The sequence below is a fragment of the Allosphingosinicella sp. genome (assembly GCF_035626655.1).
Classification (GTDB): Bacteria; Pseudomonadota; Alphaproteobacteria; order Sphingomonadales; family Sphingomonadaceae; genus Allosphingosinicella.
Map to the genome: position 1 here is coordinate 80,625 of NZ_DASPNF010000007.1, position 22,691 is coordinate 103,315.

Sequence of the window (22,691 nt, forward strand, 5' to 3'; positions counted from 1 at the left end):
GGCGGCGCCCGCGCTAGAGAGACAAAGTGGAGCAGGATCTCGCCAGCGACGCCGCGGCGCTCGAGGCCGAAGCGGACCGGGCTGCCGCGGGCGGCGACCGCGCGGGGGCGCGCGCGCTTCTCGTCCGCGCCGTCGCCGCCGATCCGGGCCGGGCGGAGACCTGGCTCAAGCTCGCCGCCATGTGCCGCGCCGCCGGCGACCTCGCCGCCGCGCTCGACGCGGTGTCGGGCGCGCTCAAGGTCGATCCGCTCGGCTTCGTCCCCTTGCTGCTCAAGGCCAATCTGCTCGAGCAGAGCGGGCGGGCGGCGGAGGCGGGCGAGACCTATGGCTATGCGCTGGCCCAGGCGCCGGCGGCGGTGCCACCCCATCTGCAGGCGATGATCGCCCATGCCCGGACCGTCCACGACGCGCATGTCGCGGAGACGGCGGGGCGGCTGGCCGGCGCGGTGGCGGATGCGGCGCTGACCGGGGCCGAGCGGGACCGGCTCGCGCGCTTCCGCTCGAACATCCTGCGCCAGACCCGGCCCTATCATTCGGAGCCGACCCACTTCCATTATCCGGGCCTCAGGGAGCGGGAGTTTCACGACCGGGACGCCTTTCCCTGGCTCGAAGCGCTGGAGGCGGCGACGGCGGCGATCACCGCGGATTTCCACCGGGTGACGGGCGCGGAGCGGGCGGAGCTGGTCCCCTATATCCAGTATCCGGACGACGTCCCGCTGCGGCAATGGGCGGCGCTCAACCGCAACAGGGCCTGGACCGCGATCCACCTCGTCCAGAACGGCGTCACGATCGAGGCCAATGCCCGCCACTGCCCGGCGGTGATGGCCCTGCTCGGCGCGCTCGAGCAGCCGGCCATTCCCCGGCGCGGGCCCAATGCGATGTTCTCCCTGCTGGCCCCGGGCGCGCATATCCCGCCGCATACCGGCGTCGCCAATACCCGCCTGGTCTGCCACCTGCCGCTGATCGTGCCGCAGGGCTGCTGGTTCCGGGTCGGCGCCGAGACGCGGGAGTGGCGCCAGGGCGAGGCCTGGATCTTCGACGACACGATCGAGCATGAGGCGATGAACCCGACCGGGGAGCTGCGCGTGCTCCTGATCGTCGATACCTGGCATCCCGACCTTTCCGCCGCCGAGCGGGAGGCGGTGGCGGCGGTGATGGCCGCGACCGATCCGGACGACGCGCTGGAGGGGCTGTGAACGCCGATCCGGTCGCTTTGCTGAACGCCGCGGATCCCGGGAACGCCGATGCCGTCTTCCGGGCGGTGGCGGGCGCGGTCCGCCAGGGCTTTGCCGCCCGGGCGCTGCCGCTCGCCGAGGCCGGGGCGCGCAACCATCCCGGCGACGCGCGGATGTGGCAGGTGCTCGGCCTCGCCCACCGCCGGCTCGACGATCTCGGGCCGGCCGCGGCGGCCCTGGCCAAGGCGGCCGCGCTGGCGCCGGACGATGCCCTGATCGCGCACAGCGTCGCCCGCGCGACGATGGAGGCGGGCCTGCCGGCCACGGAGCTGTTCGAGCGCGCCCACCAGCTTGCGCCCAGCGACGGCTCGGTGCTGCTCGGCCTCGCCGCCGCGCGCTTCGCGGACGGCAATCTCGACGGCGCGATCGCCGGCATCGAGGCGCAGACCGCCCTGCATCCGGGCTGGATCGAGGGCCACAATGTCAGCGCGCGGCTGCGCTGGGTGCGCGGCGAGCGCGACGGCTTCACGCAGAGCCTGGAGCGGGGGCTCGCGGCGGCGCCGGGGGAGCTCGCTTTGTGGCGCGAGCTGGCCGACACGCTGATGCATGCCGGGCTTTACGAGGCCGCGCTTGATGCGGCCGCACGCGGCCGGGCCGCCGCCGGCGACAGCCCGGTCTTCGATGCGCTGGAGGCGGTCTGCGCCGCCGAGCAGGGGCAGACCGAGACCGCGGACCGGCTGTTCGCCCGGCTCGGCCCGATCGAGCATGTCACCATGGCGGCTCGCTACGTGCGCCATTTGCTGCGCGCCGGCCGCCCCGCCGAGGCGGCGACCTTCGCGGACGGCTGGGCGGGGCGCGATCCCGGCCAGCTGCTCGTCCCCTATCAGTCGGCCGCCTGGCGGCTGACCGGCGACCCGCGCTGGCAGTGGCTGGAGGGCGAGGAGCGCCTGATCGGGGTCTACGATCTGGCGGACGAGCTGCCGCCGCTCGACGCCCTGGCCGCGCGGCTGCGCGCTTTGCATCTTTCCTCCCACCATCCGCTCGAACAGTCGCTGCGCGGCGGCACCCAGACGGACGGGCCCCTGTTCAGCCGGATCGAGCCCGAAATCCGCGCGCTACGCCGGGCGATCGTCGCGGCGGTCGAGGGGCATGTCGCGCAGCTGCCGCCGCCGGTCGCCGGGCACCCGACCCTGATCGCGCGGCGGGCGCCCATCCAATTCTCCGGCTCCTGGTCGGTTCGGCTCACCGACGCGGGCTTCCACGTCAACCACGTCCATCCGGCTGGCTGGCTCAGCTCCGCCCTCTACATCACCTTGCCCGGGGCGACCGGGGAAGGCGAGCAGGGCTGGCTCAAGCTCGGCGAGCCGCAGGCGGAGCTCGGCCTCGACCTGCCCCCCTTCCGCAAGGTCGAGCCGAAGCCGGGGCGGCTGGTCCTCTTCCCCTCGACCATGTGGCACGGCACGATCCCGTTCGCGGCGGGCGAGCGGATGACCGTTGCCTTCGACGTCGCCCGGCCGCAATGAGCCGGGCAATGGACAGTCTTTCTCCCGAGGCGACGCTGGAGCGCGCCACCGAGCGGCTCGCCGCCGGCGACCTGGACGAGGCGGCGCGGCTCTGCGCGGCCGGCGGCGAGGACCCGCGCCTGCTGCGCGTCGCCGCTTATGTGCACCAGCAGCAGGGGCGGCCGCAGCAGGCCGCCGCCGCCTATGAGACGGTGCTGCGCGCCTTTCCGGGGGACTGGGAGAGCCTCAACAATTTCGGCAATGCGCTGATGGCGCTCGACCGCTTCGACGAGGCGGTGGCGGTCTTCCAGCGGGCGATCCAGCTGCGGCCGGACTGGCAGGAGATGGTCTTCAACCTGTCGGAAGCGCTCCGGCGCGCGGAACGCCATGACGAACGGCAGGCGGTGATGCGGACCTGCGCCTCGATCGACGGCGACGATCCCCGGGTGCTGACCGAGCTCGGCCTGGCCGAATGGGCCGCCGACGATCTCGCCGCGGCCGAGCGCGCCTTCCGCGCCGCGATCCGCCTCGCCCCCGCCTCGCCGGCCGCCTGGCTCGAGCTTGGCCTGCTGCTCGAGACGCTCAACCGGACCGACGAGCTGACGGCGCTGGCCGGCGAGGCCGACACGGCAGGGCTCGGCGCCGAGGCGCATTTCCTGAAGGCCTGGGCGCTCCGCCGGCAGGACCGGTACGAGGAGGCGCTGGTCGAGGCCGAGGCAGTGCCGGCGACGATCAGCCCCCTGCGCCGCCACGAGTTGCTGGCGGGACTCTACGACCGGCTCGGCCGTCCGGCCGAGGCCTTCACCGAGTTCGAGGCGATGAACCGCACCTCGGAGCTGCTGACGCCGCCGCCGCCGGGACCGAGCTACCGCGAGGAGATCGAGGCTGCCGCGGCGCGCACGACCCCCGAATGGGTGGCGGGCTGGACCAGGTTCGAGGTCATGCCGGAGCCGCCCGCGCCCATCTTCATCCTCGGCTTCCCGCGCTCGGGCACCACCCTGCTCGACACCCTGCTGATGAACATCCCCACGCTGCACGTGCTGGAGGAGCAGCCTTTGCTGCGCTTCGTCGAGGGCGCGATCGCGCCTGACGGCGATCTCGGCCTGATGAGCGCCGAGGAGGCGCACGGCATCCGCGCTTATTATTACCAGCTGCTGGCGGACCTGTCGCCGCTGCCGCCCGGGCGGCAGGTGGTCGACAAGCATCCGCTGCACATGGCGCGCATGCCTTTGATCCAGCGCGTCTTTCCGGAGGCGAAGATCATCTTCGTCGAGCGCCACCCCTGCGACGCGGTGCTCAGCTGCTTCATGGCCAATTTCACGCTCAACCCGGCAATGCGCAGCTTCACCCGGCTCGAGGAGGCGGCGCGCACCTATGATGCGCTGTTCGACGCCTGGGCCCGGGCCGAGGACTTGCTGCCGCTCCACGTCCACCGCGTCCGCTACGAACGCATGATCGAGGATCTGGCGGGCGAGATGCGGCCGCTGCTCGACTTTCTCGGCCTGCCCTGGGACGAGAAGGTGCTCGACAACCAGGCCGCCGCCAGGGCGCGGGGCCGCGTCATCACCGCCAGCTATTCGCAGGTAGGCGAGCCGATCTACACCCGCGCCGCCGGGCGCTGGGAGCGCTATCGCGAGCAGCTCGCGCCGGTGCTCCCGATCCTCGCCCCCTGGGCCGAGCGGATGGGCTACGAGATGGGCGGGGCGTGAATCCCGACCCCGCCGACGCGGAGGCCGTGCTCGCGGTCGGCCGCGCGGCGCTGGCGAAGGGCCGGGAGGAGGATGCGCTCCCGCTCGTCGCCGAGGCGGCGCGGCGCCAGCCGGACCATGTCGCGCTGCACCTGCTGCTCGCGCGCCTGCACCGGGCGCTGGACGCGCTGACGCCGGCGATCGCCGCCTGCGACCGGGCGGCGAGGCTCGCGCCCGGCGATGCCGGCATCGCGCAGCTGCGCGCGGGCCTGCATCTCGAGGCCGGCCGGCCGGCCGCTTCCCTGTTCGATGCGGCGCTGGCGCTGGCGCCCGGCGACCAGTCTTTGCGCTTCGGCCGCGTGTCCGCGCTGCTCGCCGAGCAGAGGGCCGATGCCGCGCTCGCCGCGCTCGAGGCGGCGCTGGACGAAAATCCGCTCTGGGTCGAGGGCCACAGGCGGCTGGCCAACCTCCGCTGGCAGGCCGGGCGGAAGGAGGACTTCACTGCTCGGCTGGAGGAGGCGCTGGCCGAGGCGCCGCGCCAGCTCGCGCTCTGGGGCGTGCTGTTCATGGCGCTCGGCGCCGCCGACCGGCACGAGGCGATGCTGGCGGCGGCGCGGCGCGGGCGCGCGGCCGCCGGCGCCCATCTGATGTTCGACGCCAATGAGGCGGCGGCGCTGGATGCCATGGGCCAGACCGAGGCCGCCGTCCCCCTGTTCGAGGCCCTGGCCTCGGTCGCCGACCCGGTCGTCGCCCATTTCCGCGTGCGCCATCTGCTCCGGCGCAAGGAGATCGAGGCTGCCGCGGCCCTCGCGGAGAGCTGGCTGACCAGGCCGGAGCGCGAGATGTTCGTCGCCTATCTGGGCGCGGCCTGGCGGCTGCTCGGCGATCCGCGCGCCGAATGGCTGGAGGGCGATCCCCGCCTGGTCGGCATTTATGAGCCCGACATCGGCCCGCTCGACGCGCTGGCCGATATGCTGCGTGACCTGCACCGGCAGCGCGGCCAGCCCCTCGACCAGTCGGTGCGCGGCGGCAGCCAGACCGAGGGCGCCTTGTTCACGCTGGAGGCACTGGCGATCGGCCGCCTTCGTGCCGGGCTCGTCGCGGCCGTACAGGCTCATATCGCGCAGCTGCCGCCGCCCGACCGGGCGCATCCGACCCTGTCCGCGCCGCGCGACCGGCCGGTCCGCTTCGCCGGCTCCTGGTCGGTGCGGCTGACCGGTGCCGGCCATCATGTCGTGCACCGGCACCAGCAGGGCTGGCTGAGCTCGGCCTGCTATGTCGCGCTGCCGGACGAGGCGGAGCGGGGGCCGGCGCCGGCCGGCTGGCTGGCGCTCGGCGAGCCACCGCCGGAGCTCGGGCTCGATCTCGCGCCGGCGCGGCTGATCGAGCCGCTGCCCGGCCGGCTCGTCCTCTTCCCCTCGACCATGTGGCACGGCACCCGCCCGTTCGGCGCGGGCGAGCGGCTCAGCATCGCCTTCGACGTGGCCCCGCCCCGCTAGGACAGCTTCAGCGCGCCGTCGCCCTCGTCGACCCTGACGGTCTGGCCGTCGCGCACGTCGCCGCGCAGGATCGCATCGGCGAGCGGGTCCTGCAGATATTTCTGCACCGCACGCTTCAGCGGGCGCGCGCCATAGACCGGATCGTAGCCCACCCGGCCGAGCCAGGCGCGGGCGCCGTCGGTGAGGTCGAGCGCGATCTTGCGGTCCTTCAGCAGCTGCTGGACGCGGGCGATCTGGATGTCGACGATCGGGCCCATATGCTCGGGGCCGAGCCGGTGGAACAGGATGATCTCGTCCAGCCGGTTCAGGAATTCCGGGCGGAAATGGGCGCGGACCACCTCCATCACCTGCGCCTCGACGTCGGAGGCCTTCTGGCCGTCCGCCAGCCCGGTCAGGAAATGGCTGCCGAGGTTCGAGGTCAGGATGATGATCGTGTTGGTGAAATCGACGGTGCGGCCCTGGCCGTCGGTCAGGCGGCCGTCGTCGAGCACCTGGAGCAGGATGTTGAAGACGTCGCCATGCGCCTTCTCGACCTCGTCGAACAGGACGACCTGATAGGGCCGGCGCCGCACCGCCTCGGTCAGCACACCGCCTTCCTCATAGCCGACATAGCCCGGCGGCGCCCCGATCAGCCGGGCGACGCTGTGCTTCTCCATGAACTCCGACATGTCGATGCGGACCATGGCGTGCGGGTCGTCGAACAGGAATTCGGCGAGCGCCTTGGTCAGCTCGGTCTTGCCGACGCCGGTCGGCCCGAGGAAGAGGAAGGAGCCGAGCGGCCGGTTCGGATCCTGCAGGCCGGCGCGGGCGCGGCGGACGGCCTTGCTGACCGCCTCGACCGCCTCCTGCTGGCCGATCACGCGCTTGCCGATCGCCTCCTCCATGGCGAGCAGTTTCTCGCGCTCGCCCTCCAGCATCCTGTCGACCGGGATGCCGGTCCAGCGCGAGACGACGGCGGCGATGTCCTCGGCGGTCACCTCCTCGCGGAGCATGGCGTTGCTTGACGCGGCGGCCGCCTCCTCGAGCTGCTTTTCCAGCGCCGGGATGCGGCCGTACTGGAGTTCGCCCGCCCTGGCGAGGTCGCCGTGGCGCTGCGCCTGGTCAAGCTCGAGCCGGGCGGCGTCGAGCTGCTCCTTGATCTTCGCCTCGCCGGCGATCTTTTCCTTCTCTGCCTGCCAACGCGTGGTCAAAGCGGCGGACTGCTCCTCGAGGCCGGCAAGCTCGCCTTCGAGCGCCTTGAGCCGTTCCCTGGAGGCGGCGTCCTTCTCCTTCTTCAGCGCCTCGCGCTCGATCTTCAGCTGGATGATCCGCCGGTCGAGCGTCTCGATCTCCTCGGGCTTGGATTCGGCCTCCATGCGGATCCGCGAGGCGGCCTCGTCCATCAGGTCGATCGCCTTGTCGGGCAGGAAGCGGTCGGTGATGTAGCGGTTGGAGAGCGTCGCCGCCGAGACCAGGGCGGCGTCGGTGATCCTGACGCCATGGTGCAGCTCATATTTCTCCTTGAGCCCGCGCAGGATCGAGATCGTGTCCTCGACCGTCGGCTCGCCGATGAAGACCGGCTGGAAGCGCCGCTGCAGCGCCGGGTCCTTCTCGACATGCTTCTGATATTCGTCGAGCGTGGTCGCGCCGATGCAGTGCAGCTCGCCGCGGGCGAGCGCCGGCTTCAGCAGGTTGGAGGCGTCCATCGCCCCTTCCGACTTCCCGGCGCCGATCAATGTGTGCATCTCGTCGATGAACAGGATGATGTCGCCTTCGGCGCCCTTGACCTCGTCGAGCACCCCCTTCAGGCGCTCCTCAAACTCGCCGCGATATTTGGCGCCGGCGATCAGGCTGCCCAGGTCCAGCGACATCAGCCGCCGGTCCTTGAGGCTGTCGGGCACGTCGCCATTGGCGATGCGCAGCGCCAGCCCCTCGGCGATCGCGGTCTTGCCGACGCCGGGCTCGCCGATCAGCACGGGATTGTTCTTGGTGCGCCGGGCGAGGATCTGGACGGTGCGGCGGATCTCCTCGTCGCGGCCGATCACCGGATCGAGCTTGCCCTCGCGCGCCGCCTCGGTGAGGTCGCGGGCGAATTTCTTCAGCGCGTCATAACGGTCCTCGGCCCCCGCCGTGTCGGCGGTGCGGCCGCCGCGCAGCTCGTTGATCGCGGCGTTCAGCGTCTCGGCCTTGAGCCCCGCATCGCGCAGCGCCTTGCCGGCGTCACCCTGGGAGAGGACGAGCGCGGTCAGCAGCCGCTCGACTGCCACGTAGCTATCGCCGGCCTTCTGCGCGATCTCCTCGGCGGAATCGAGGACGCGAATCGTATCGCCGTTCAGGCTCGGGGCGGCGCTGGCGCCGCTGCCCGACACGACCGGCACCTTGGCGAGCGCTTCGTCGGTCTCGCGCCGCGCGGACTCGGCACTGCCGCCGGCCCTGGCGATCAGCCCCGCGGCCATGCCCTGCTCGTCCTCGAGCAACGCCTTCAGCACATGGATCGGCGCGATCTGCTGGTGATTCATGCGCGACGCGACCGTCTGCGCCGCCTGCAGGAAGCCGCGCGCCCGATCGGTGAATTTTTCGAGATTCATGGAGTGACCCCGTTTCGACTTGTCCGGAATGTAGTGGAGCCGCCCCGCGACACAATGGCCGGGGCCAGCTGCCCGATCCGCCGCATTGTTTTGGCCGACGACTGCGCTAGTCTCTCGCGGAAGCCGTGGGGGAATCGCATGCGCAAGACCATTTCCGCCTTCGCCCTTGCCGTCGGCCTTTCGATCGCCGCGCCGGCCTCCAGCCAGACAGCGCCCGCGCCAGCCGCGCAGATCGAGCAGCTGCTCCGACGCGTCAATATTCCGTTCGAGACCTTCACTCTCGACAACGGCCTTCGCGTCGTCGTCCATGAGGACCGCAAGGCGCCCGTCGTCGCGGTCAGCGTCTGGTATAATGTCGGCTCGAAAGACGAGCCGGCGGGTCGGACCGGCTTCGCCCATCTGTTCGAGCACATCATGTTCAACGGCTCCGAAAACGCGCGAAGCGATTTCGATGCCCTCATGCGCGAGATCGGTGCCACCGATTTCAACGGCACCACCTCTTACGACCGCACCAATTATTTCCAGACCGTGCCGCGCGGCGCGCTGGAGCGGACCCTGTTCCTGGAGAGCGACCGGATGGGCCATCTGCTCGGCGCGCTGACCCAGGAGAATCTGACCAACCAGATCGGCGTCGTCCAGAACGAGAAGCGCCAGGGAGACAACCAGCCCTATGGCCTCGTCAAATATGTGCAGCGAGAGGGGCTGTTTCCCGAGGGCCATCCCTACCGGCACACCTCGATCGGCTCGATGGCCGATCTTTCCGCCTCGACGCTCGAGACGGTGCGCGACTGGTTCCGCGACAATTACGGACCCAACAATGCCGTCCTGGTCCTGGCCGGCGATCTCAGCGCCGCCGAGGCGCGGCCGCTGGTCGAGCGCTATTTCGGCCATATCCCGCGCGGCGCGGTCAATTCCCCCGCTGCTGCCGATGTGCCGACGCTTCCCGCGCGGGTCGAGCGCGAAATCCATGATCGTGTCGCCAACACCCGGCTCTATCGCTGGTGGACGATCCCCGGTCTCACCGCCGACGATCATGCATCCCTGCAGGTCGCGGCGCAGGTCTTCGGCGGTCTCGCCAGCTCGCGGCTCGACAATGCCCTGGTCCGCGGCGAGCAGACCGCCGTTCGGGTCGTCGCCAACGTGCAGCCCGCGCAGCGCGTCAGCATCTTCGAAATCCTGATCGACGTGAAGCCGGGGCAGGATCCGGCGGCGGTCGGCCGCCGGCTCGACGAGCTTTTCGCCGAATTCCTTCGCACCGGCCCGACCGAAGACGAGGTCCGGCGTGCGGTGATGCGCACGCTCTTCGCCCGCGTCCAGGGCCTCGAGCAGGTGGGGGGCTTTGGCGGCAAGGCCGTCGCGCTGGCGGAAGGCACGCTCTATGCGGACGATGCCAATTTCTACCGCACCCGGCTTGCGGAATTCGCCCGCATCACGCCGGACCAGGTCCGTGCCGCGATGCAGCGCTGGCTTGGTCGCCCGGTCTTCGCGCTGACCGTTTCGCCGGGCGAACGGGAACCCTATGCCGAGGCGCCGGCCGTTGCGACAAGCCCCGGTGCCGGCGCGAACGCCGCCGCAGTCGAGGTGCGTCCTCGTGCGCCCATGCCTGGCGTGGTCGCCTCCCCCCCGCTCGATTTCCCCTCCGTCGGGCGCGCCCGTCTCTCCAACGGCATCGAGATCGTTCATGCCCAACGTGCGGCCGTTCCGGTGACCCGGATCGCGGTCGAGTTCAATGCCGGCGTCGCCGCCGATCCGGCCGACCGGCTCGGCACCCAGGCGATGATGCTGACCCTGCTCAGGGAGGGCACGACCAGCCTCAATTCGATCCAGCTCGCCGAAGCGCAGGAGCGCATCGGCGCTGCCATTGCGACCGGGGCGAGCCTCGACCGCACCGTGGTTTCGCTGACCGCGCTTACCCCCTCGCTCGATCCGTCGCTCGACCTGCTCGCCGATGTGATCCGCAACCCCGCTTTTGCTCCGGCCGAGGTGGAGCGAATCCGGGCCCAGCAACTGGCCGGCATTGCCGCCGAGCTGACCCAGCCGGCCGGCCTCGCCGCGCGAGCATTGCCGGCCGCCCTCTACGGGCCCTCGCATCCCTACGGAAGGCCGTCTTCCGGCACGGGCGATCCCGCGGTCGTCCGGACGCTGACCCGGGATGAGCTGATTGCCTTTCACCAAAGCTGGATCCGTCCCGACAATGCGACGATCTTCGTGGTGTCCGACATGCCGCTCAGCCAGATCAGGCCGTTGCTCGAGCGGCGCTTCGGCAATTGGCGGGCGCCGGCCCGCGCGCGGGGTGTGAAGCGCATTCCCGCCAGCATCCCGCCGCCGCGCCAGCGGATCGTCCTGATCGACCGGCCGCAATCGCCGCAATCCTTCATCCTCGCCGGCCAGGTGCTGAACGCCGAAGGGACACGGGATCTGCTCGATCTCACCGCTGCCAATGAGGCGCTCGGCGGCGGTTTCACATCGCGGATCAACATGGATCTGCGCGAGCGGCGGGGCTGGTCCTACGGGGCGGGAAGCGGCGTCAGCCTCGTCGAGCACCAGGTGCCCTACGTCATCCAGGCACCCGTCCAGTCGGACCGGACCGGCGATTCGATCGCGGCCGCCAGGGAGCTGGTGCGTACTTTCCTGACGACGAACGGGGTGACCGCCGAGGAGATGAATCGCCTCCAGCTCGGTAACTCCCGCCAGCTGCCGGGCCAGTTCGAGACGTCGCCTGCCGTGCTCGGTGCGCTGCGCTCCAACGCGCTCTACCGCCGCCCGGACAATTATTGGGAGACGATCGCCGGCCGCTATCGCGGCATGACCGCGCAGCAGCTCGATGCGGCGGCGCGCCGCCACATCAGGCCCGACAATTTCATCTGGGTGGTGGTTGGAGACGCGGCGCGGGTGCGCCCGCAGCTTGAGGCGCTGAACCTGCCGATCGAGGTGATGGTGCCGCCCGGTGCCCAGGCGCCGGCTGCGCGTCCGGCGCCATAGGCCCGGCGGGCGTGCAAGCCTGGATTCTGTCGGTATTTAGCCGGACGCGTATTGCTTTGGCGCTACACCGCGCTAGTGTCCGCCCCCTGCACGACATGGGGAATCACATGCGGAAACTACTCACTTCATTCGCATTTGCGGCGGGCCTGTCCCTCGTTGCGACCACCTCCACCACCGCCATCGCCAGCACCGAACAGGGCGCCCGCCGCGGCGGCACCGACACGGTCGGCGCGCTGCTCCAGCGGGTCAACATCCCGTTCGAGACCTTCACGCTCGCCAACGGCCTGCGCGTCGTCGTCCATACCGACCGCAAGGCGCCGGTGGTCGCGGTCAGCGTCTGGTACAATGTCGGCTCCAAGGACGAGCCGGCCGGCCGGACCGGCTTTGCCCATCTGTTCGAGCATCTGATGTTCAACGGCTCCGAGAATGCGCCGGGCGACTATTTCGCGCCGCTGCGCGAGATCGGCGCGACCGACTTCAACGGCACGACCTGGTTCGACCGGACCAATTATTTCCAGACCGTGCCCAAGAACGCGCTCGAGCGCGCGCTCTATCTGGAGAGCGACCGCATGGGCTTCCTGCTCGGCGCCGTCACCCAGGAGAATCTGACCAACCAGATCGGCGTCGTCCAGAACGAGAAGCGGCAGGGCGACAACCAGCCCTACGGCATGGTCGAATATGCCCAGCTCGAAGGGCTGTTCCCGCAGGGCCATCCCTATCACCACTCGACGATCGGCTCGATGGCCGACCTCAGCGCCGCGACGCTGGAGACGGTGCGCGACTGGTTCCGCAGCAAATACGGCCCGAACAATGCCGTGCTCGTGCTCGCCGGCGACATCAGCGCCGCCGAGGCGCGGCCGCTGGTCGAGCGCTATTTCGGCCCGATCCCGCGCGGCCCGGTGAACAATCCGGCACAGGCCGCCGTCCCGACGCTCAGCGCCCGGGTCGACCGGCAGATGCACGACCGCGTCGCCAATGTCCGGCTCTACCGCAACTGGGCCGTGCCCGGGCTGACCGCCGATGATCAGGTGCCGCTGCAGGTCGGCGCCTCCATCCTCGGCGGCCTCGCCAGCTCGCGGCTCGACAATGCGCTGGTGCGCGGCGAGCAGACAGCGGTCCGCGTCGCCACCTTCGTCCAGCCGTTCCAGCGCCTCTCCATGTTCGAGGTCCAGGTCGACGTGAAGCCCGGCCAGGATGCGGACGCGGTGTCGCGCCGGCTCGACGAGATCATCGCCGAGTTCATCCGCACCGGCCCGACCGAGGACGAGGTCCGCCGCGCCGTGATGCGCGCGCTTTCGGGCCGCGTGCAGGGCCTCGAGCAGGTCGGCGGCTTCGGCGGCAAGGCCGTGGCGCTCGCCGAAGGCATGCTCTACGCGAACGACCCCAATTTCTACCGCCTCCGGCTCGAGCAGCTGGCCCGGGTCACGCCCGAGCAGGTCCGTGCGGCGATGCAGCGCTGGCTCACCCGTCCGGTGCTCGCCATCCGCGTCGATCCCGGCGAGCGCGAGGCCTATCAGGAAGCGCCCGGCCAGGGCAGCCGCTCCAACTTCGTTGGCGGCGGCGGCGGTGGCGGCGGCGGCGGTGGGGCCGAGGAGGCCCAGGCCCAGCCCGCACCGGCAGCCGCCCCGGCTCCGGCGCGGACCGGTACCCGCGAGCCGATGCCGGGCGTGACCGGCACGCTGCCGGTCCAGTTCCCGGCGACCGAGCGCGCCCGCCTCTCCAACGGCATCCAGATCATCTATGCGCGCCGCTCGGCGGTGCCGGTGACCCGGGTCGCCGTCGAGTTCAACGCGGGCATCGCCGCCGATCCGGCCAACCGGCTCGGCACCCAGGCGATGATGCTGAACATGCTTGAGGAGGGCACGACCCGGCTCAACTCGATCCAGCTCGCCGAGGCGCAGGAGCGGATCGGCGCGACCATCAACACCGGGGCGAGCCTCGACCGCACCACGGTCTCGCTGAACGCGCTCAGCACGCAGCTTCCCGCCTCCCTGGACCTGCTCGCCGACGTGATCCGCAACCCGGCCTTCGCCCCCGCGGAAGTCGAGCGCATCCGCCAGCAGCAGCTTGCCGGCATCGCACAGGAATTGACCAACCCCCAGGGCCTGGCGCTGCGCGCCCTGCCCGGCCTGATCTACGGCACCAGCCATCCCTACGGGAAGCCGTTCACCGGATCGGGCGACCTGGAGGTCGTGCGGTCGCTGACCCGCGACGAGCTGATCCGCTTCCACCAGACCTGGATCCGGCCGGACAATGCCACGATCTTCGTGGTCAGCGACCTGCCGCTCGCCCAGCTGAGGCCAATGCTGCAGGCGCGTTTCGGCAACTGGCGGCCGCCCGCCGGCGTCGCCCGGGGGGTGAAGGCGTTCAACGTCCCCATCCCGGCGCCGCGGCCGCGCATCGTGCTGATCAACCGCCCGCAATCGCCGCAGTCGGTGATCCTCGGCGGCCAGATCATTCCGGCCGAGGGCACGCAGGACCTGCTCAACCTCACTGCTGCCAACGAGGCGCTGGGGGGAAGCTTCCTCGCCCGCATCAACATGGAGCTGCGCGAACGGCGCGGCTGGTCCTACGGCGCCCGCGGCGGACCCAACCTGTACGAGCATCAGGTGCCCTATATCATCCAGGCGCCCGTGCAGCAGAACCAGACCGGCCCCTCCATCGCCGCGGCGCGGGAGATGGTGACCAGCTTCCTGACCACCAGCGGCATCACCGACGAGGAGATGAACCGCATCATCCTCGGCAATACCCGCCAGCTGCCCGGCCAGTTCGAGACGTCGGGCGCGGTACTCGGCGCGCTTCGCTCGAACGCCCTCTATCGCCGGCCGGACAATTACTGGTCGACGATCGCGGACCGCTATCGCAGCATGGACAAGGCGACGCTGGACGCGACGGCGCGGCGCTACATAAACCCGAACAATTTCGTCTGGGTGGTGGTCGGCGACGCGGCGCGGGTCCGCCCCCAGCTGGACGCGCTCGGCCTGCCGGTCGAGGTGGTCGAGCCGCAGGCGGCCGCCCAGCCGACCCAGCGCCCGGCCCAATAAGCCGGACTGCAAGGCAGTAAGGATGGGGCCCTCGCCGGGAGACCGGCGGGGGCCTCAGCCTTTCCGGAGCAGGCGGGTGACATGGCCCATCTTGCGGCCGGGCCTGGCCTCGCTCTTGCCGTAGAGGTGGAGGTGCGCGGCCGGGTCGGCGAGGATGGCGGGCCAGTCCTCCGCGTCGGCGCCGATCAGGTTGCGCATCTCGACGCGCGGCGCGGCCAGCGTCGTGCTGCCGAGCGGCAGGCCGGCGATAGCGCGGATATGATTCTCGAACTGCGACGTGACCGCGCCCTCGATCGTCCAGTGACCGCTATTGTGCACGCGCGGCGCCATCTCGTTGAAGATCGCCTCCTCACCGAGCGCGAAGAACTCCACGGCCAGCACGCCAACATAATCGAGCGCCGACGCGATGCGCTCGCCGAGCGCGCGGCCCTTGGCGATCGCGGCCTCCAGATCTTCCCCGGCGGGCACGGTGGAGATGTCGAGAATGCCGTCCCGGTGGACGTTGCGCGGCGCGTCCCAGGAGAGCGTCTCGCCATCCGCGGCGCGGCAGAGCAGGACGGAGAATTCCGCATCGAAGCGGATGAAGCCTTCGAGCACCGACGGCGCGCCGCCGACCGCCGCCCAGGCCGCGTCCGCCTCGCCCGGGGCCATGATTCGCGCCTGGCCCTTGCCGTCATAGCCGAAGCGCCGGGTCTTCAGCAGGGCGGGCGCGCCGATCTCGGCGAGTGCCGCCTCGAGCCCGGCCCGGTCGTCCACTGCGGCGAAGGGCGCCGGCCGGCCACCGAGCGACGCGACGAAGCGCTTCTCCTCCAGCCGGTCCTGGGCGATCTCCAGCGCCCCGACCGGCGGATGCAGCCGGCCGATCCCGGCCAGCGGCGCGGTCGGGATATTCTCGAACTCGTAGGTAACGACGTCCACCTCAGCGGCGAAGCGGGCGATGGCGTCGGCATCGTCGAACGCGCCCCGCGTGAATGCCCCCGCGACCTCGGCGGCGACGCTGTCCGCGTCGGGCGCGTAGATATGGGTGCGGTAGCCGAGCTGCGCCGCGGCCATGGCGAGCATCCGCCCGAGCTGGCCGCCGCCGATAATGCCGATGGTGGAGCCGGGCGCGAGCGTCATTCGGGGTTTTCGGCGACCGCCTCGGTCTGTTCCTGCCGCCAGCGCGCGATCCGCTCCGCCAGCCCCGCATCGGCGGTGGCGAGGATCGAGGCGGCGAGCAGGCCGGCATTGATCGCGCCGGCCTTGCCGATTGCCAGCGTCCCGACCGGGACGCCGGCGGGCATCTGCACGATCGAGAGCAGGCTATCCATGCCGGACAGGGCCTGGCTCTCCACCGGCACGCCGAGCACCGGCAAATGGGTCATCGAGGCGGCCATGCCGGGCAGATGCGCGGCGCCGCCGGCGCCGGCGACGATCACCCTCAGCCCGCGCCCGGCGGCATTCTTCGCATAATCGTAGAGCCGCTCGGGCGTGCGGTGGGCGGAGACCACCTTCGTCTCGTAGGCGAGGCCGAGCGCGTCGAGCGTCTCGGCGGCGTGGCGCATCGTCTCCCAGTCGGAGCGGCTGCCCATGATGATCCCGATCAGCGGTGCTTCGCCCGGCATGATGTCCCCCGAGGGCCGTGGAAGCGCCACCCCCTAGCTCGGCCGCTGCCCGGGGGCAATCGTCTGCCGCGCAATCTCAAAGTTGCGTTAACCTTCTCGTCTTAAGCTGAGTTCATGGCACGGCGAGACGACAAGAACGCCGACAGGGACCCGCAGGCGCGCGAAGCGCGCGAGGCGCTGCAACGGCTGACCGACGAGAATGCGCTGCTGCGCGCCGCGCTCGCGGACGCCCGCGCCCAGCTGGGCGAGGCCGAGGAGCAGAGCGGCCGCGACGCGCTGACCGCGCTCGCCGACGCCCGCCAGTTCCGCAGCGAGCTCGAGCGCGTCGTCAGCCAGGCCGCGCGCCACCGGATTCCCGCCGCCCTGATCTCGGTCGACGTCGACGATCTGAAGGCGGTGAACGAGGGCCATGGCCGGGTCGCCGGCGATGCCGCCCTGCGCCACGTCGCCCGCCTGCTGAAGAGCCTGATCCGCTCAAGCGACGTCGCCGCGCGCAACGGCGGCGGCGCCTTCTCGCTGCTGCTCGACCATCTCGACGCGGACAGCGCGCTCGACACGGCGGAGCGCATCGCCCGCTGCATCGCCGCCCATCCGCTGGATCTCGGCCATACCCAGGTGAAGCTGACCGCCACGGTCAGCGTCGCCACCATCCTGCCCGGCGACAGCGTCGAGGAAGTCCTCCGCCGCGCCGCCCGTAACCGCGAGCGGGTCAAGGAGTTCTGACGACCCCCACAGCCCGTCACCCCAGCGAATGCTGGGGTCCAGACTGCATTTTCCGAATTTTGCCCAGGCGAAGACCCCGCTGGGATGCCAGCCTTCGCTGGCATGACGGGTTGGGGTGGCGGTCCCCCGGTCAGCGGTCCTTCAGGAAATAGCGCTCGATCGCGTTCAGCTGCTCGTCGAGGTCGTAGACGATCGGCTGGCCGGTCGGGATCTCGAGCGCGACGATCTCGTCGTCGGCGATGTTGGAGAGGTGCTTGACCAGGGCGCGGAGCGAATTGCCGTGGGCGGAGATCAGGACGCGCCTGCCGTCCTTCAGCGCCGGCGCGATCCGTTCCTCCCAACAGGGCAGGACGCGCGCGATCGTGTCCTTCAGGCTCTCGTGGGTCGGGATGGCGATGCCGGCATAGCGGCGGTCGTTGGTGAGATCGAAATCGCCGCCCGGCGCCATCGCCGGCGGCGGGATGTCGAAGCTCCGGCGCCAGATCCTGACCTGCTCTTCGCCATGCTTCGCCGCGGTCTCGGCCTTGTTGAGCCCGGTCAGTCCGCCATAATGGCGCTCGTTCAGCCGCCAGTCCTTCTCGACCGGCAGCCAGAGCCGGCCCATCGCCTCCAGCGCGATGTTCAGCGTCTTGATCGCCCGGGTCTGGAAGGAGGTGAAGCAGAGGTCGAAGTCGAAGCCCCGGGCGGCGAGCAGCTCGCCCGCCTGCCTGGCCTCCTCCTCGCCCAGCGGCGTCAGGTTCACGTCCCACCAGCCGGTGAAGCGGTTCTCGAGATTCCAGGCGGACTGGCCGTGGCGGATGAGGACAAGCTGGGGCATTCGGCGAGGGTCTCCCTGCTGCCGCCGTCATTGCGAGGAGCGCAGCGACGAAGCAATCCAGCGAGCGTCTAGGCGGTTCCGGGTTGCTTCGCTACGCTCGCAATGACGAAGCGCGCCTCACTTCCGATAGGTCTCCAGCTGCGGGAGGACCGCATGCAGACCGTCCAGGCAGGCGCGCGCGAGCAGGCGGCAGCGGTCGGTCGACCAGCCATAGACCGGGTCCGGCAGATCGGCATTGTCCTTGAACGGCATTTCCAGCGTCATCGAGACCGCGCCGAAGCGCTCGGCGAGCTGGGCCGTGGACATGGAGAGATTGGCCTTGCCCGCCGCCGGGATCTCATAGCCCTTCTCGGTCTGGAAATCGGGCGTCGCGCGGACCAGCGCCTCGCTGAAGGCGTCGAAGATCGCCTGCTGCCCCTCCTTCCAGGAGGGGATGCCCTCGAAGCCCGCGAGGAAATTGGCGGCGATCGCCTCGTCGCCATGCACGTCCATCGCGAAGTCGACGCCCGTCCGGTCCATCTCGCCCAGGACGGCGAGCACTTCCGGGCTGCGCTCGGCGCTCGGCGCGTGCCATTCGCGGTTGAGGTTCACGCCCGCGGCGTTGGTCCTCAGATGGCCGCGGAAGCTCCCGTCGGGGTTCATGTTCGGGACGATGTGGAAGGTCGCCTTCTCGCGCAGCCGGCGCACGACCGGGTCCGCCTCGTCGAGCAGCCGCTCGAGCGCGCCCTCCATCCACCATTCGGCCATGGTCTCGCCCGGATGCTGGCGCGCATAGAGCCAGACCTGCAGCCTGCCGCCGGGCAGGCGGAAGTAATCCAGCTCGCGCCCGTCCAGGGTCTGGCAGAGCGAGCGATATTCGACGCCCGGAACCGCCGCGACCGAGGCGACGAGATCGTAATGCCGCTCCATCGTATAGGGCGCGAAATAGGCGACCCAGACGCTGTCGGACGCCGGCGTTAGGCTGATCGTCAGCACGCCGTCGGCATAGGTAGATTCGGCCCGGGTCCAGTCCTCCCGGTCCGTGCTGACGCAGGCCTGGTAGCCCGGCCAGCCGTCCGGATAGGCGGCGCCGCCGCAATTGGTGATGCGCAGCTTGAGCGCGCGGCCGGCGGCGCCGGTCAGCCGGAAATAGAACCACTGGTAGAAGTCGGACTGGTGGTCCTTGACGATCTCCAGGTCAGCCACATCGCCTTTGATGGCGACCACACGGATATTGCCGCCGTCGAAGGCGCTCGAAATGGAAAGGGTCATTGTGTCCTTGAGATGTCAGATAGGCCGTCAGCGGACCCTGATAGTGCGGCCCGACTCCCCAGGGAAGTCCCGAAAAAGGGCGGCGGCCAGACGACTGGCGGCAGCCACGCGGGTCGCATCAGGCGTGCCGGCGCGCGCCTCGTAATCGGCCCGGCCCTCCCAGGCGACGGTGGCGTCGGAGCGGCGCTGGATGCGGACCGCGAGCTGGGTCGCGACCAACTGGTTGGTGGTGCGGCCCACCGGCACGTTGACCCCGCCGCCGACGCCGACGGCACTGTTGCGCCCATAGGAGGCGGTGCCGCCGCCGATCCCGATCGAGAAGCCCGACCGGCGGGGTGCGATCCGGCTCTCCTGGGTCACCGAGACCACGGCGACCTGCTCGGAACGGGCGTTGCGTTTCTCGACGGTCCAGCCGAGCCGCGTCAGCTCGCGCGCGACCGCGTCGGCCACCGCGTCGAATTCGAGGCTGCTGGCATCGGCGGGGTCGCTCGGCTCGATGGCGATGACCGCGCGGGCGATCGGCTGGCCGAGATGGAATCGGGTCACCGACGGCGGCGTCGGCCCGCCATCCGTCATGCAGCCCGAAAGCAGGGCGAGGCCCGCAAGGGCGCCCAGGCAAGATGCGAATCGCTTCATCGCTTCCTCCATCCGCGGCCTTTTCCCGCAACGGCGAGGCCGTATAGGGGCGGTAACGAGTTTAACGCGTTTTTGCTGCAGCGGACAGCTACGGAGGCGGAATGACGGGAACAAAGAGGCTGCCGGTGCTGGTGACGGGCGGCGCGGGCTATATCGGCAGCCATGCGGTGCTTGCCCTGCTCGACGCGGGCTGGCCGGTGGTGGTGATCGACAATCTGGTCACCGGCTTCCGCTGGGCGGTGCCCGGGGCCGCCATCTTCGCCGAGGGCGACATTGCCGACCAGGCGCTGGTCGCCCGGCTGATCGCCGAGCACAGGATCGGCGCGATCATGCATTTCGCCGGCTCGGTCGTGGTCCCGGAATCGGTCGAGGACCCGCTCAAATATTATTCGAACAACACGGTGAAGAGCCGGTCGCTGATCGAGAGCGCGGTGAAAGGCGGGGTCAGGCATTTCATTTTCTCCTCGACCGCGGCGACCTACGGCATTCCGGACGAGGTGCCGGTCGCAGAGGGCGCGCGGACCGAGCCGATCAATCCCTACGGGTGGTCCAAGCTGATGACGGAGCGGATGCTGAAGGACAGCGCCGCCGCCTATGACCTCAATTATTGCGCCTTGCGCTATTTCAACGTCGCCGGCGCCGACCCCGCCGGGCGCTCGGGCCAGTCGACGAAGGGGGCGACCCATCTCATCAAGATCGCGGTCGAGGCGGCGACCGGGAAGCGCGGCCATGTCGACGTCTACGGCACCGACTATGAGACCGCGGACGGCACCGGCGTGCGCGACTATATCCATGTCAGCGACCTCGCCGCCGCCCATCTCGATGCGCTGGAGCGGCTGATCGCCGCGCCCGATGAGAGCCTGGTGATGAATTGCGGCTATGGCCGCGGCTTTTCCGTGCTCGAGGTGCTGGACTGCGTTGATCGTGTGACCAACCATCACGTCAAGCGGCGGATGATGCCCCGCCGCGCCGGGGACCCGCCTGCCCTGATCGCCGACAATGGCCGCATCCTCGCGACCCTGCCGTGGCGGCCCGCGCGGGACAGCCTCGACCTGATCGTCGCCGACGCGCTCGCCTGGGAGCGCAGGCTGGCGGAAAAGTCTGCCAATCCCGGCGGCTGATTTGGAAGCTTGTTGCCGCACCGCGCGCCGCGGGAGCAGCGCCGTGCAAAGTTTGTCCCGCCGCCGATCCGGCGTTGAACCGGCGGGCGGCTTTTGGTCTTTCTTTCCCCGCCCATGATTCGAGAACCAGGGGGAACAAAGCCATGAAAATCCTGACCACCGCTCTTCTCGCCGCCGGCCTGGCGTCGCTCGCCGCGTGCGGCGGCGGCGCCGCCAACAATGCCGCGGCCGCCAACAATGTCGTCGAAACGCCGCCCGTCGAGAATCTCGGCGACGCCAACACGTTGCCGCCGGTCGACGCCAATGCCCCCGCGCCCGCGGACGTCAACGCCTCCGGCAACGACAGCAACAGCGCCGCCGGCAACGGGCTCTGAATTTCACTGCCGCTGAGGTCTCCCTAGGTTGAAGCGGTCGACTCGGCCCCCGGCACCTCGTCCGGGGGCCATTTTCGTTGTGTCCTGAACGTCATTGCGAGCGGAGCGAAGCAAGCCAGGGATTAGGTTGCCGCGTCGCTGCGCTCCCCGCAATGACGACGGGGCCTAGGCCGCGGGCAGCGGATAGGCGGTCGTCGCTTTCACCCGCTCCATGGCGAAGCGGGAGGTGACGTTCTTCAGCGGCACCTGGCCGATCAGCCGGCGGTAGAAATCGTCATAATCCGCCATCGAGCCGACCGCGACGCGCAGCAGGTAGTCGACGTCGCCGGCCATGCGATAGACCTCCATCACCTCGGGCATGGCGGCCACCGCGCCCGCAAAGCTGTCCAGCCACTCGGGGCTGTGGTCCGCCGCCTCGATCTCGACGAAGACGGAGATGCCGAGTCCGATCGAATCGGGGTCGAGCAGGGCGACGCGGCGCTGGATCACGCCCTGCGTCTCCAGCTTCTGGATGCGGCGCCAGCAGGGCGTCTGCGACAGGTTCACCCGGCTCGCCACCTCGGCGACGGGCAACGAGGCGTCCTCCTGCAGGATGGCGAGGATCTTGAGGTCGGTCCGATCCATATTTCCCAACTTGGAAGATTCTTGCTGCGACGGGCTGCAATTGCCGGTCCGAGGATATATTCTTCCAAGTCTGGCGCAAGCCTTTCTCTGAGGCTCCGCGCCCCGCCGGTGGTTGACTTTCCGCACCCCGCCTTCTAGGTGGCGCCTTCGCTTTTTCGGCAATCAGCATCGTTAGAGAACAGACAGGCGTCCCGAGCCATGAAGATCCGCAACTCTCTGAAGTCCCTCAAGTCGCGCCATCGCGACTGCCGCGTGATCCGCCGCCGGGGCCGCACCTACGTCATCAACAAGACGAACCGCCGGTTCAAGGCGCGCCAGGGCTAAGGCACGGGCCTTCGAGCCCCGCACTTCCGTTTGCCCTGAGCCTGTCGAAGGGCTGTCCTTCTTTCAGGAAGGGGTGAAGGGCAGGGCTTCGACAGGCTCAGCCCGAACGGTTGATGGTAAAGCCAGCCTCCCCCAGGTCGCCCAAAGCCGTCGTCTTCGACGTCGGCAACGTCCTCTACGGCTGGGATCCCGATGCCTTCCTCGTCCGGCAGATCGCCGATGACGAGGCGCGCCTGCGCCTGATCGAAGAGGCCGACCTCTATGGCTGGCACGAGAGCCTGGACGGCGGCCGGCCCTATGCCGAGGCCGCGGCCGAGCTCAGCGAGAAATTCCCCGAATATGCCGAGCTGATCGCTGCCTGGAGCGACCGCTTCGGCGAGACCATCAGCGGCCCGGTGCCCGGGGTGCATGACATCGTCGCGGAGCTGGACGAGGCCGGCGTGCCGCTCTTCGCGATCACCAATTTCTCCGCCGATTTCTGGCCGCCCTTCTTCGAGAAGGAGAAGGCCTTCTTCTCCCGCTTCCGGGACATCGTCGTCTCGGGCGAGGTGAAGCTGCTGAAGCCGGATGCGGCCATCTACTATCTGGCGCTCGACCGCTTCCGCCTGCGCCCCGACGAGGCCCTGTTCGTCGACGACCGGCAGATCAACGTCATGGGCGCCGAGCTCGTCGGGATGAAAGCGCATCTCTTCACCGACGCGGCGGAGCTTCGCGCACGCCTCGTCGCCGAGGACCTGCTGCCCGCCTGAGGGAACCCGGG

General features: G+C 70.1%; 18 protein-coding genes. 11 read left to right on the plus strand and 7 right to left on the minus strand.

All coding sequences use genetic code 11. The features are described from left to right. Window positions 1-26: 26 nt before the first annotated feature. From VEC11_RS06715 to VEC11_RS06730, 4 genes are read left to right on the plus strand one after another with little or no spacing between them, the layout of a single operon-like run. A complete protein-coding gene (locus tag VEC11_RS06715) occupies window positions 27-1,196 on the plus strand; it encodes an aspartyl/asparaginyl beta-hydroxylase domain-containing protein (protein WP_464129866.1) in 1,170 nt (389 codons plus the stop codon). Further along, the gene (locus VEC11_RS06720) at window positions 1,193-2,698 is read left to right on the plus strand and encodes a putative 2OG-Fe(II) oxygenase (RefSeq protein WP_464129867.1); all 1,506 of its coding nucleotides are present in this window, start codon (window positions 1,193-1,195) and stop codon (window positions 2,696-2,698) included. The genes VEC11_RS06715 and VEC11_RS06720 overlap by 4 nt, the downstream gene beginning before the upstream one ends. 8 nt (window positions 2,699-2,706) lie before the next feature. Next, complete coding sequence (locus tag VEC11_RS06725) at window positions 2,707-4,386, plus strand: tetratricopeptide repeat-containing sulfotransferase family protein (RefSeq protein ID WP_464129868.1); 1,680 nt, start codon at window positions 2,707-2,709, stop codon at window positions 4,384-4,386. After that, on the plus strand, window positions 4,383-5,864 hold the full coding sequence (locus tag VEC11_RS06730) for a putative 2OG-Fe(II) oxygenase (RefSeq protein WP_464129869.1): 1,482 nt from the start codon (window positions 4,383-4,385) through the stop codon (window positions 5,862-5,864). Before VEC11_RS06725 ends, VEC11_RS06730 begins: the two co-directional genes overlap by 4 nt. On the opposite strand, the gene clpB is transcribed toward VEC11_RS06730, so the two are convergent. Next, entirely contained in the window at window positions 5,861-8,431 is a 2,571-nt protein-coding gene (gene clpB / locus VEC11_RS06735) for an ATP-dependent chaperone ClpB (RefSeq protein ID WP_464129870.1), read from the minus strand. The genes VEC11_RS06730 and clpB overlap by 4 nt on opposite strands. A 138-nt stretch (window positions 8,432-8,569) precedes the next feature. Here clpB and VEC11_RS06740 point away from each other — a divergent pair, with 138 nt between their 5' ends. Together VEC11_RS06740 and VEC11_RS06745 are read left to right on the plus strand one after the other, a co-directional pair. Further along, on the plus strand, window positions 8,570-11,413 hold the full coding sequence (locus tag VEC11_RS06740; RefSeq protein WP_464129871.1) for a M16 family metallopeptidase: 2,844 nt from the start codon (window positions 8,570-8,572) through the stop codon (window positions 11,411-11,413). Window positions 11,414-11,520: 107 nt separating this feature from the next. Beyond that, entirely contained in the window at window positions 11,521-14,457 is a 2,937-nt protein-coding gene (locus VEC11_RS06745) for a M16 family metallopeptidase (protein WP_464129872.1), read from the plus strand. 54 nt (window positions 14,458-14,511) lie between these two features. Here VEC11_RS06745 and VEC11_RS06750 read toward each other — a convergent pair whose 3' ends face one another. Then, the gene (locus VEC11_RS06750; protein WP_464129873.1) at window positions 14,512-15,576 is read right to left on the minus strand and encodes a 5-(carboxyamino)imidazole ribonucleotide synthase; all 1,065 of its coding nucleotides are present in this window, start codon (window positions 15,574-15,576) and stop codon (window positions 14,512-14,514) included. Then, window positions 15,573-16,061 carry a 5-(carboxyamino)imidazole ribonucleotide mutase gene (purE, locus tag VEC11_RS06755; RefSeq protein WP_464129874.1) on the minus strand — a complete coding sequence of 163 codons (489 nt, stop codon included), beginning with the start codon at window positions 16,059-16,061 and terminating at the stop codon, window positions 15,573-15,575. Before purE ends, VEC11_RS06750 begins: the two co-directional genes overlap by 4 nt. A 114-nt stretch (window positions 16,062-16,175) precedes the next feature. Between purE and VEC11_RS06760 the strand changes: the two genes are divergently transcribed. Further along, on the plus strand, window positions 16,176-16,784 hold the full coding sequence (locus VEC11_RS06760; protein WP_464129875.1) for a GGDEF domain-containing protein: 609 nt from the start codon (window positions 16,176-16,178) through the stop codon (window positions 16,782-16,784). Between the two features lie 130 nt (window positions 16,785-16,914). Here the strand turns inward: VEC11_RS06760 and gpmA are convergent, their stop codons facing one another. The 3 genes from gpmA to VEC11_RS06775 form a co-directional block, all read right to left on the minus strand. Continuing rightward, on the minus strand, window positions 16,915-17,601 hold the full coding sequence (gene gpmA / locus VEC11_RS06765) for a 2,3-diphosphoglycerate-dependent phosphoglycerate mutase (protein WP_464129876.1): 687 nt from the start codon (window positions 17,599-17,601) through the stop codon (window positions 16,915-16,917). A gap of 117 nt (window positions 17,602-17,718) precedes the next feature. Further along, window positions 17,719-18,852, minus strand: coding sequence for a M14 family metallopeptidase (locus VEC11_RS06770; protein ID WP_464129877.1), 1,134 nt, complete (start codon window positions 18,850-18,852; stop codon window positions 17,719-17,721). A gap of 27 nt (window positions 18,853-18,879) precedes the next feature. Then, complete coding sequence (locus VEC11_RS06775) at window positions 18,880-19,488, minus strand: DUF4136 domain-containing protein (protein ID WP_464129878.1); 609 nt, start codon at window positions 19,486-19,488, stop codon at window positions 18,880-18,882. Between the two features lie 101 nt (window positions 19,489-19,589). Between VEC11_RS06775 and galE the strand changes: the two genes are divergently transcribed. Together galE and VEC11_RS06785 are read left to right on the plus strand one after the other, a co-directional pair. Continuing rightward, window positions 19,590-20,609, plus strand: a complete 1,020-nt coding sequence (galE, locus tag VEC11_RS06780) for a UDP-glucose 4-epimerase GalE (protein ID WP_464129879.1) — start codon at window positions 19,590-19,592, stop codon at window positions 20,607-20,609. A gap of 143 nt (window positions 20,610-20,752) precedes the next feature. Beyond that, window positions 20,753-20,983 carry a hypothetical protein gene (locus tag VEC11_RS06785; RefSeq protein WP_464129880.1) on the plus strand — a complete coding sequence of 77 codons (231 nt, stop codon included), beginning with the start codon at window positions 20,753-20,755 and terminating at the stop codon, window positions 20,981-20,983. A 165-nt stretch (window positions 20,984-21,148) separates the two neighbouring features. On the opposite strand, the gene VEC11_RS06790 is transcribed toward VEC11_RS06785, so the two are convergent. Beyond that, window positions 21,149-21,607 carry an Lrp/AsnC family transcriptional regulator gene (locus VEC11_RS06790; protein WP_464129881.1) on the minus strand — a complete coding sequence of 153 codons (459 nt, stop codon included), beginning with the start codon at window positions 21,605-21,607 and terminating at the stop codon, window positions 21,149-21,151. Between the two features lie 198 nt (window positions 21,608-21,805). On the opposite strand from VEC11_RS06790, the gene ykgO reads away from it, so the two are divergent. Beyond that, window positions 21,806-21,931: a type B 50S ribosomal protein L36 gene (gene ykgO, locus VEC11_RS06795; RefSeq protein ID WP_006833921.1), complete on the plus strand. Its 126-nt coding sequence runs from the start codon at window positions 21,806-21,808 to the stop codon at window positions 21,929-21,931. A gap of 113 nt (window positions 21,932-22,044) precedes the next feature. Continuing rightward, complete coding sequence (locus VEC11_RS06800) at window positions 22,045-22,680, plus strand: HAD family hydrolase (RefSeq protein ID WP_464129882.1); 636 nt, start codon at window positions 22,045-22,047, stop codon at window positions 22,678-22,680. Window positions 22,681-22,691 lie beyond the last annotated feature (11 nt).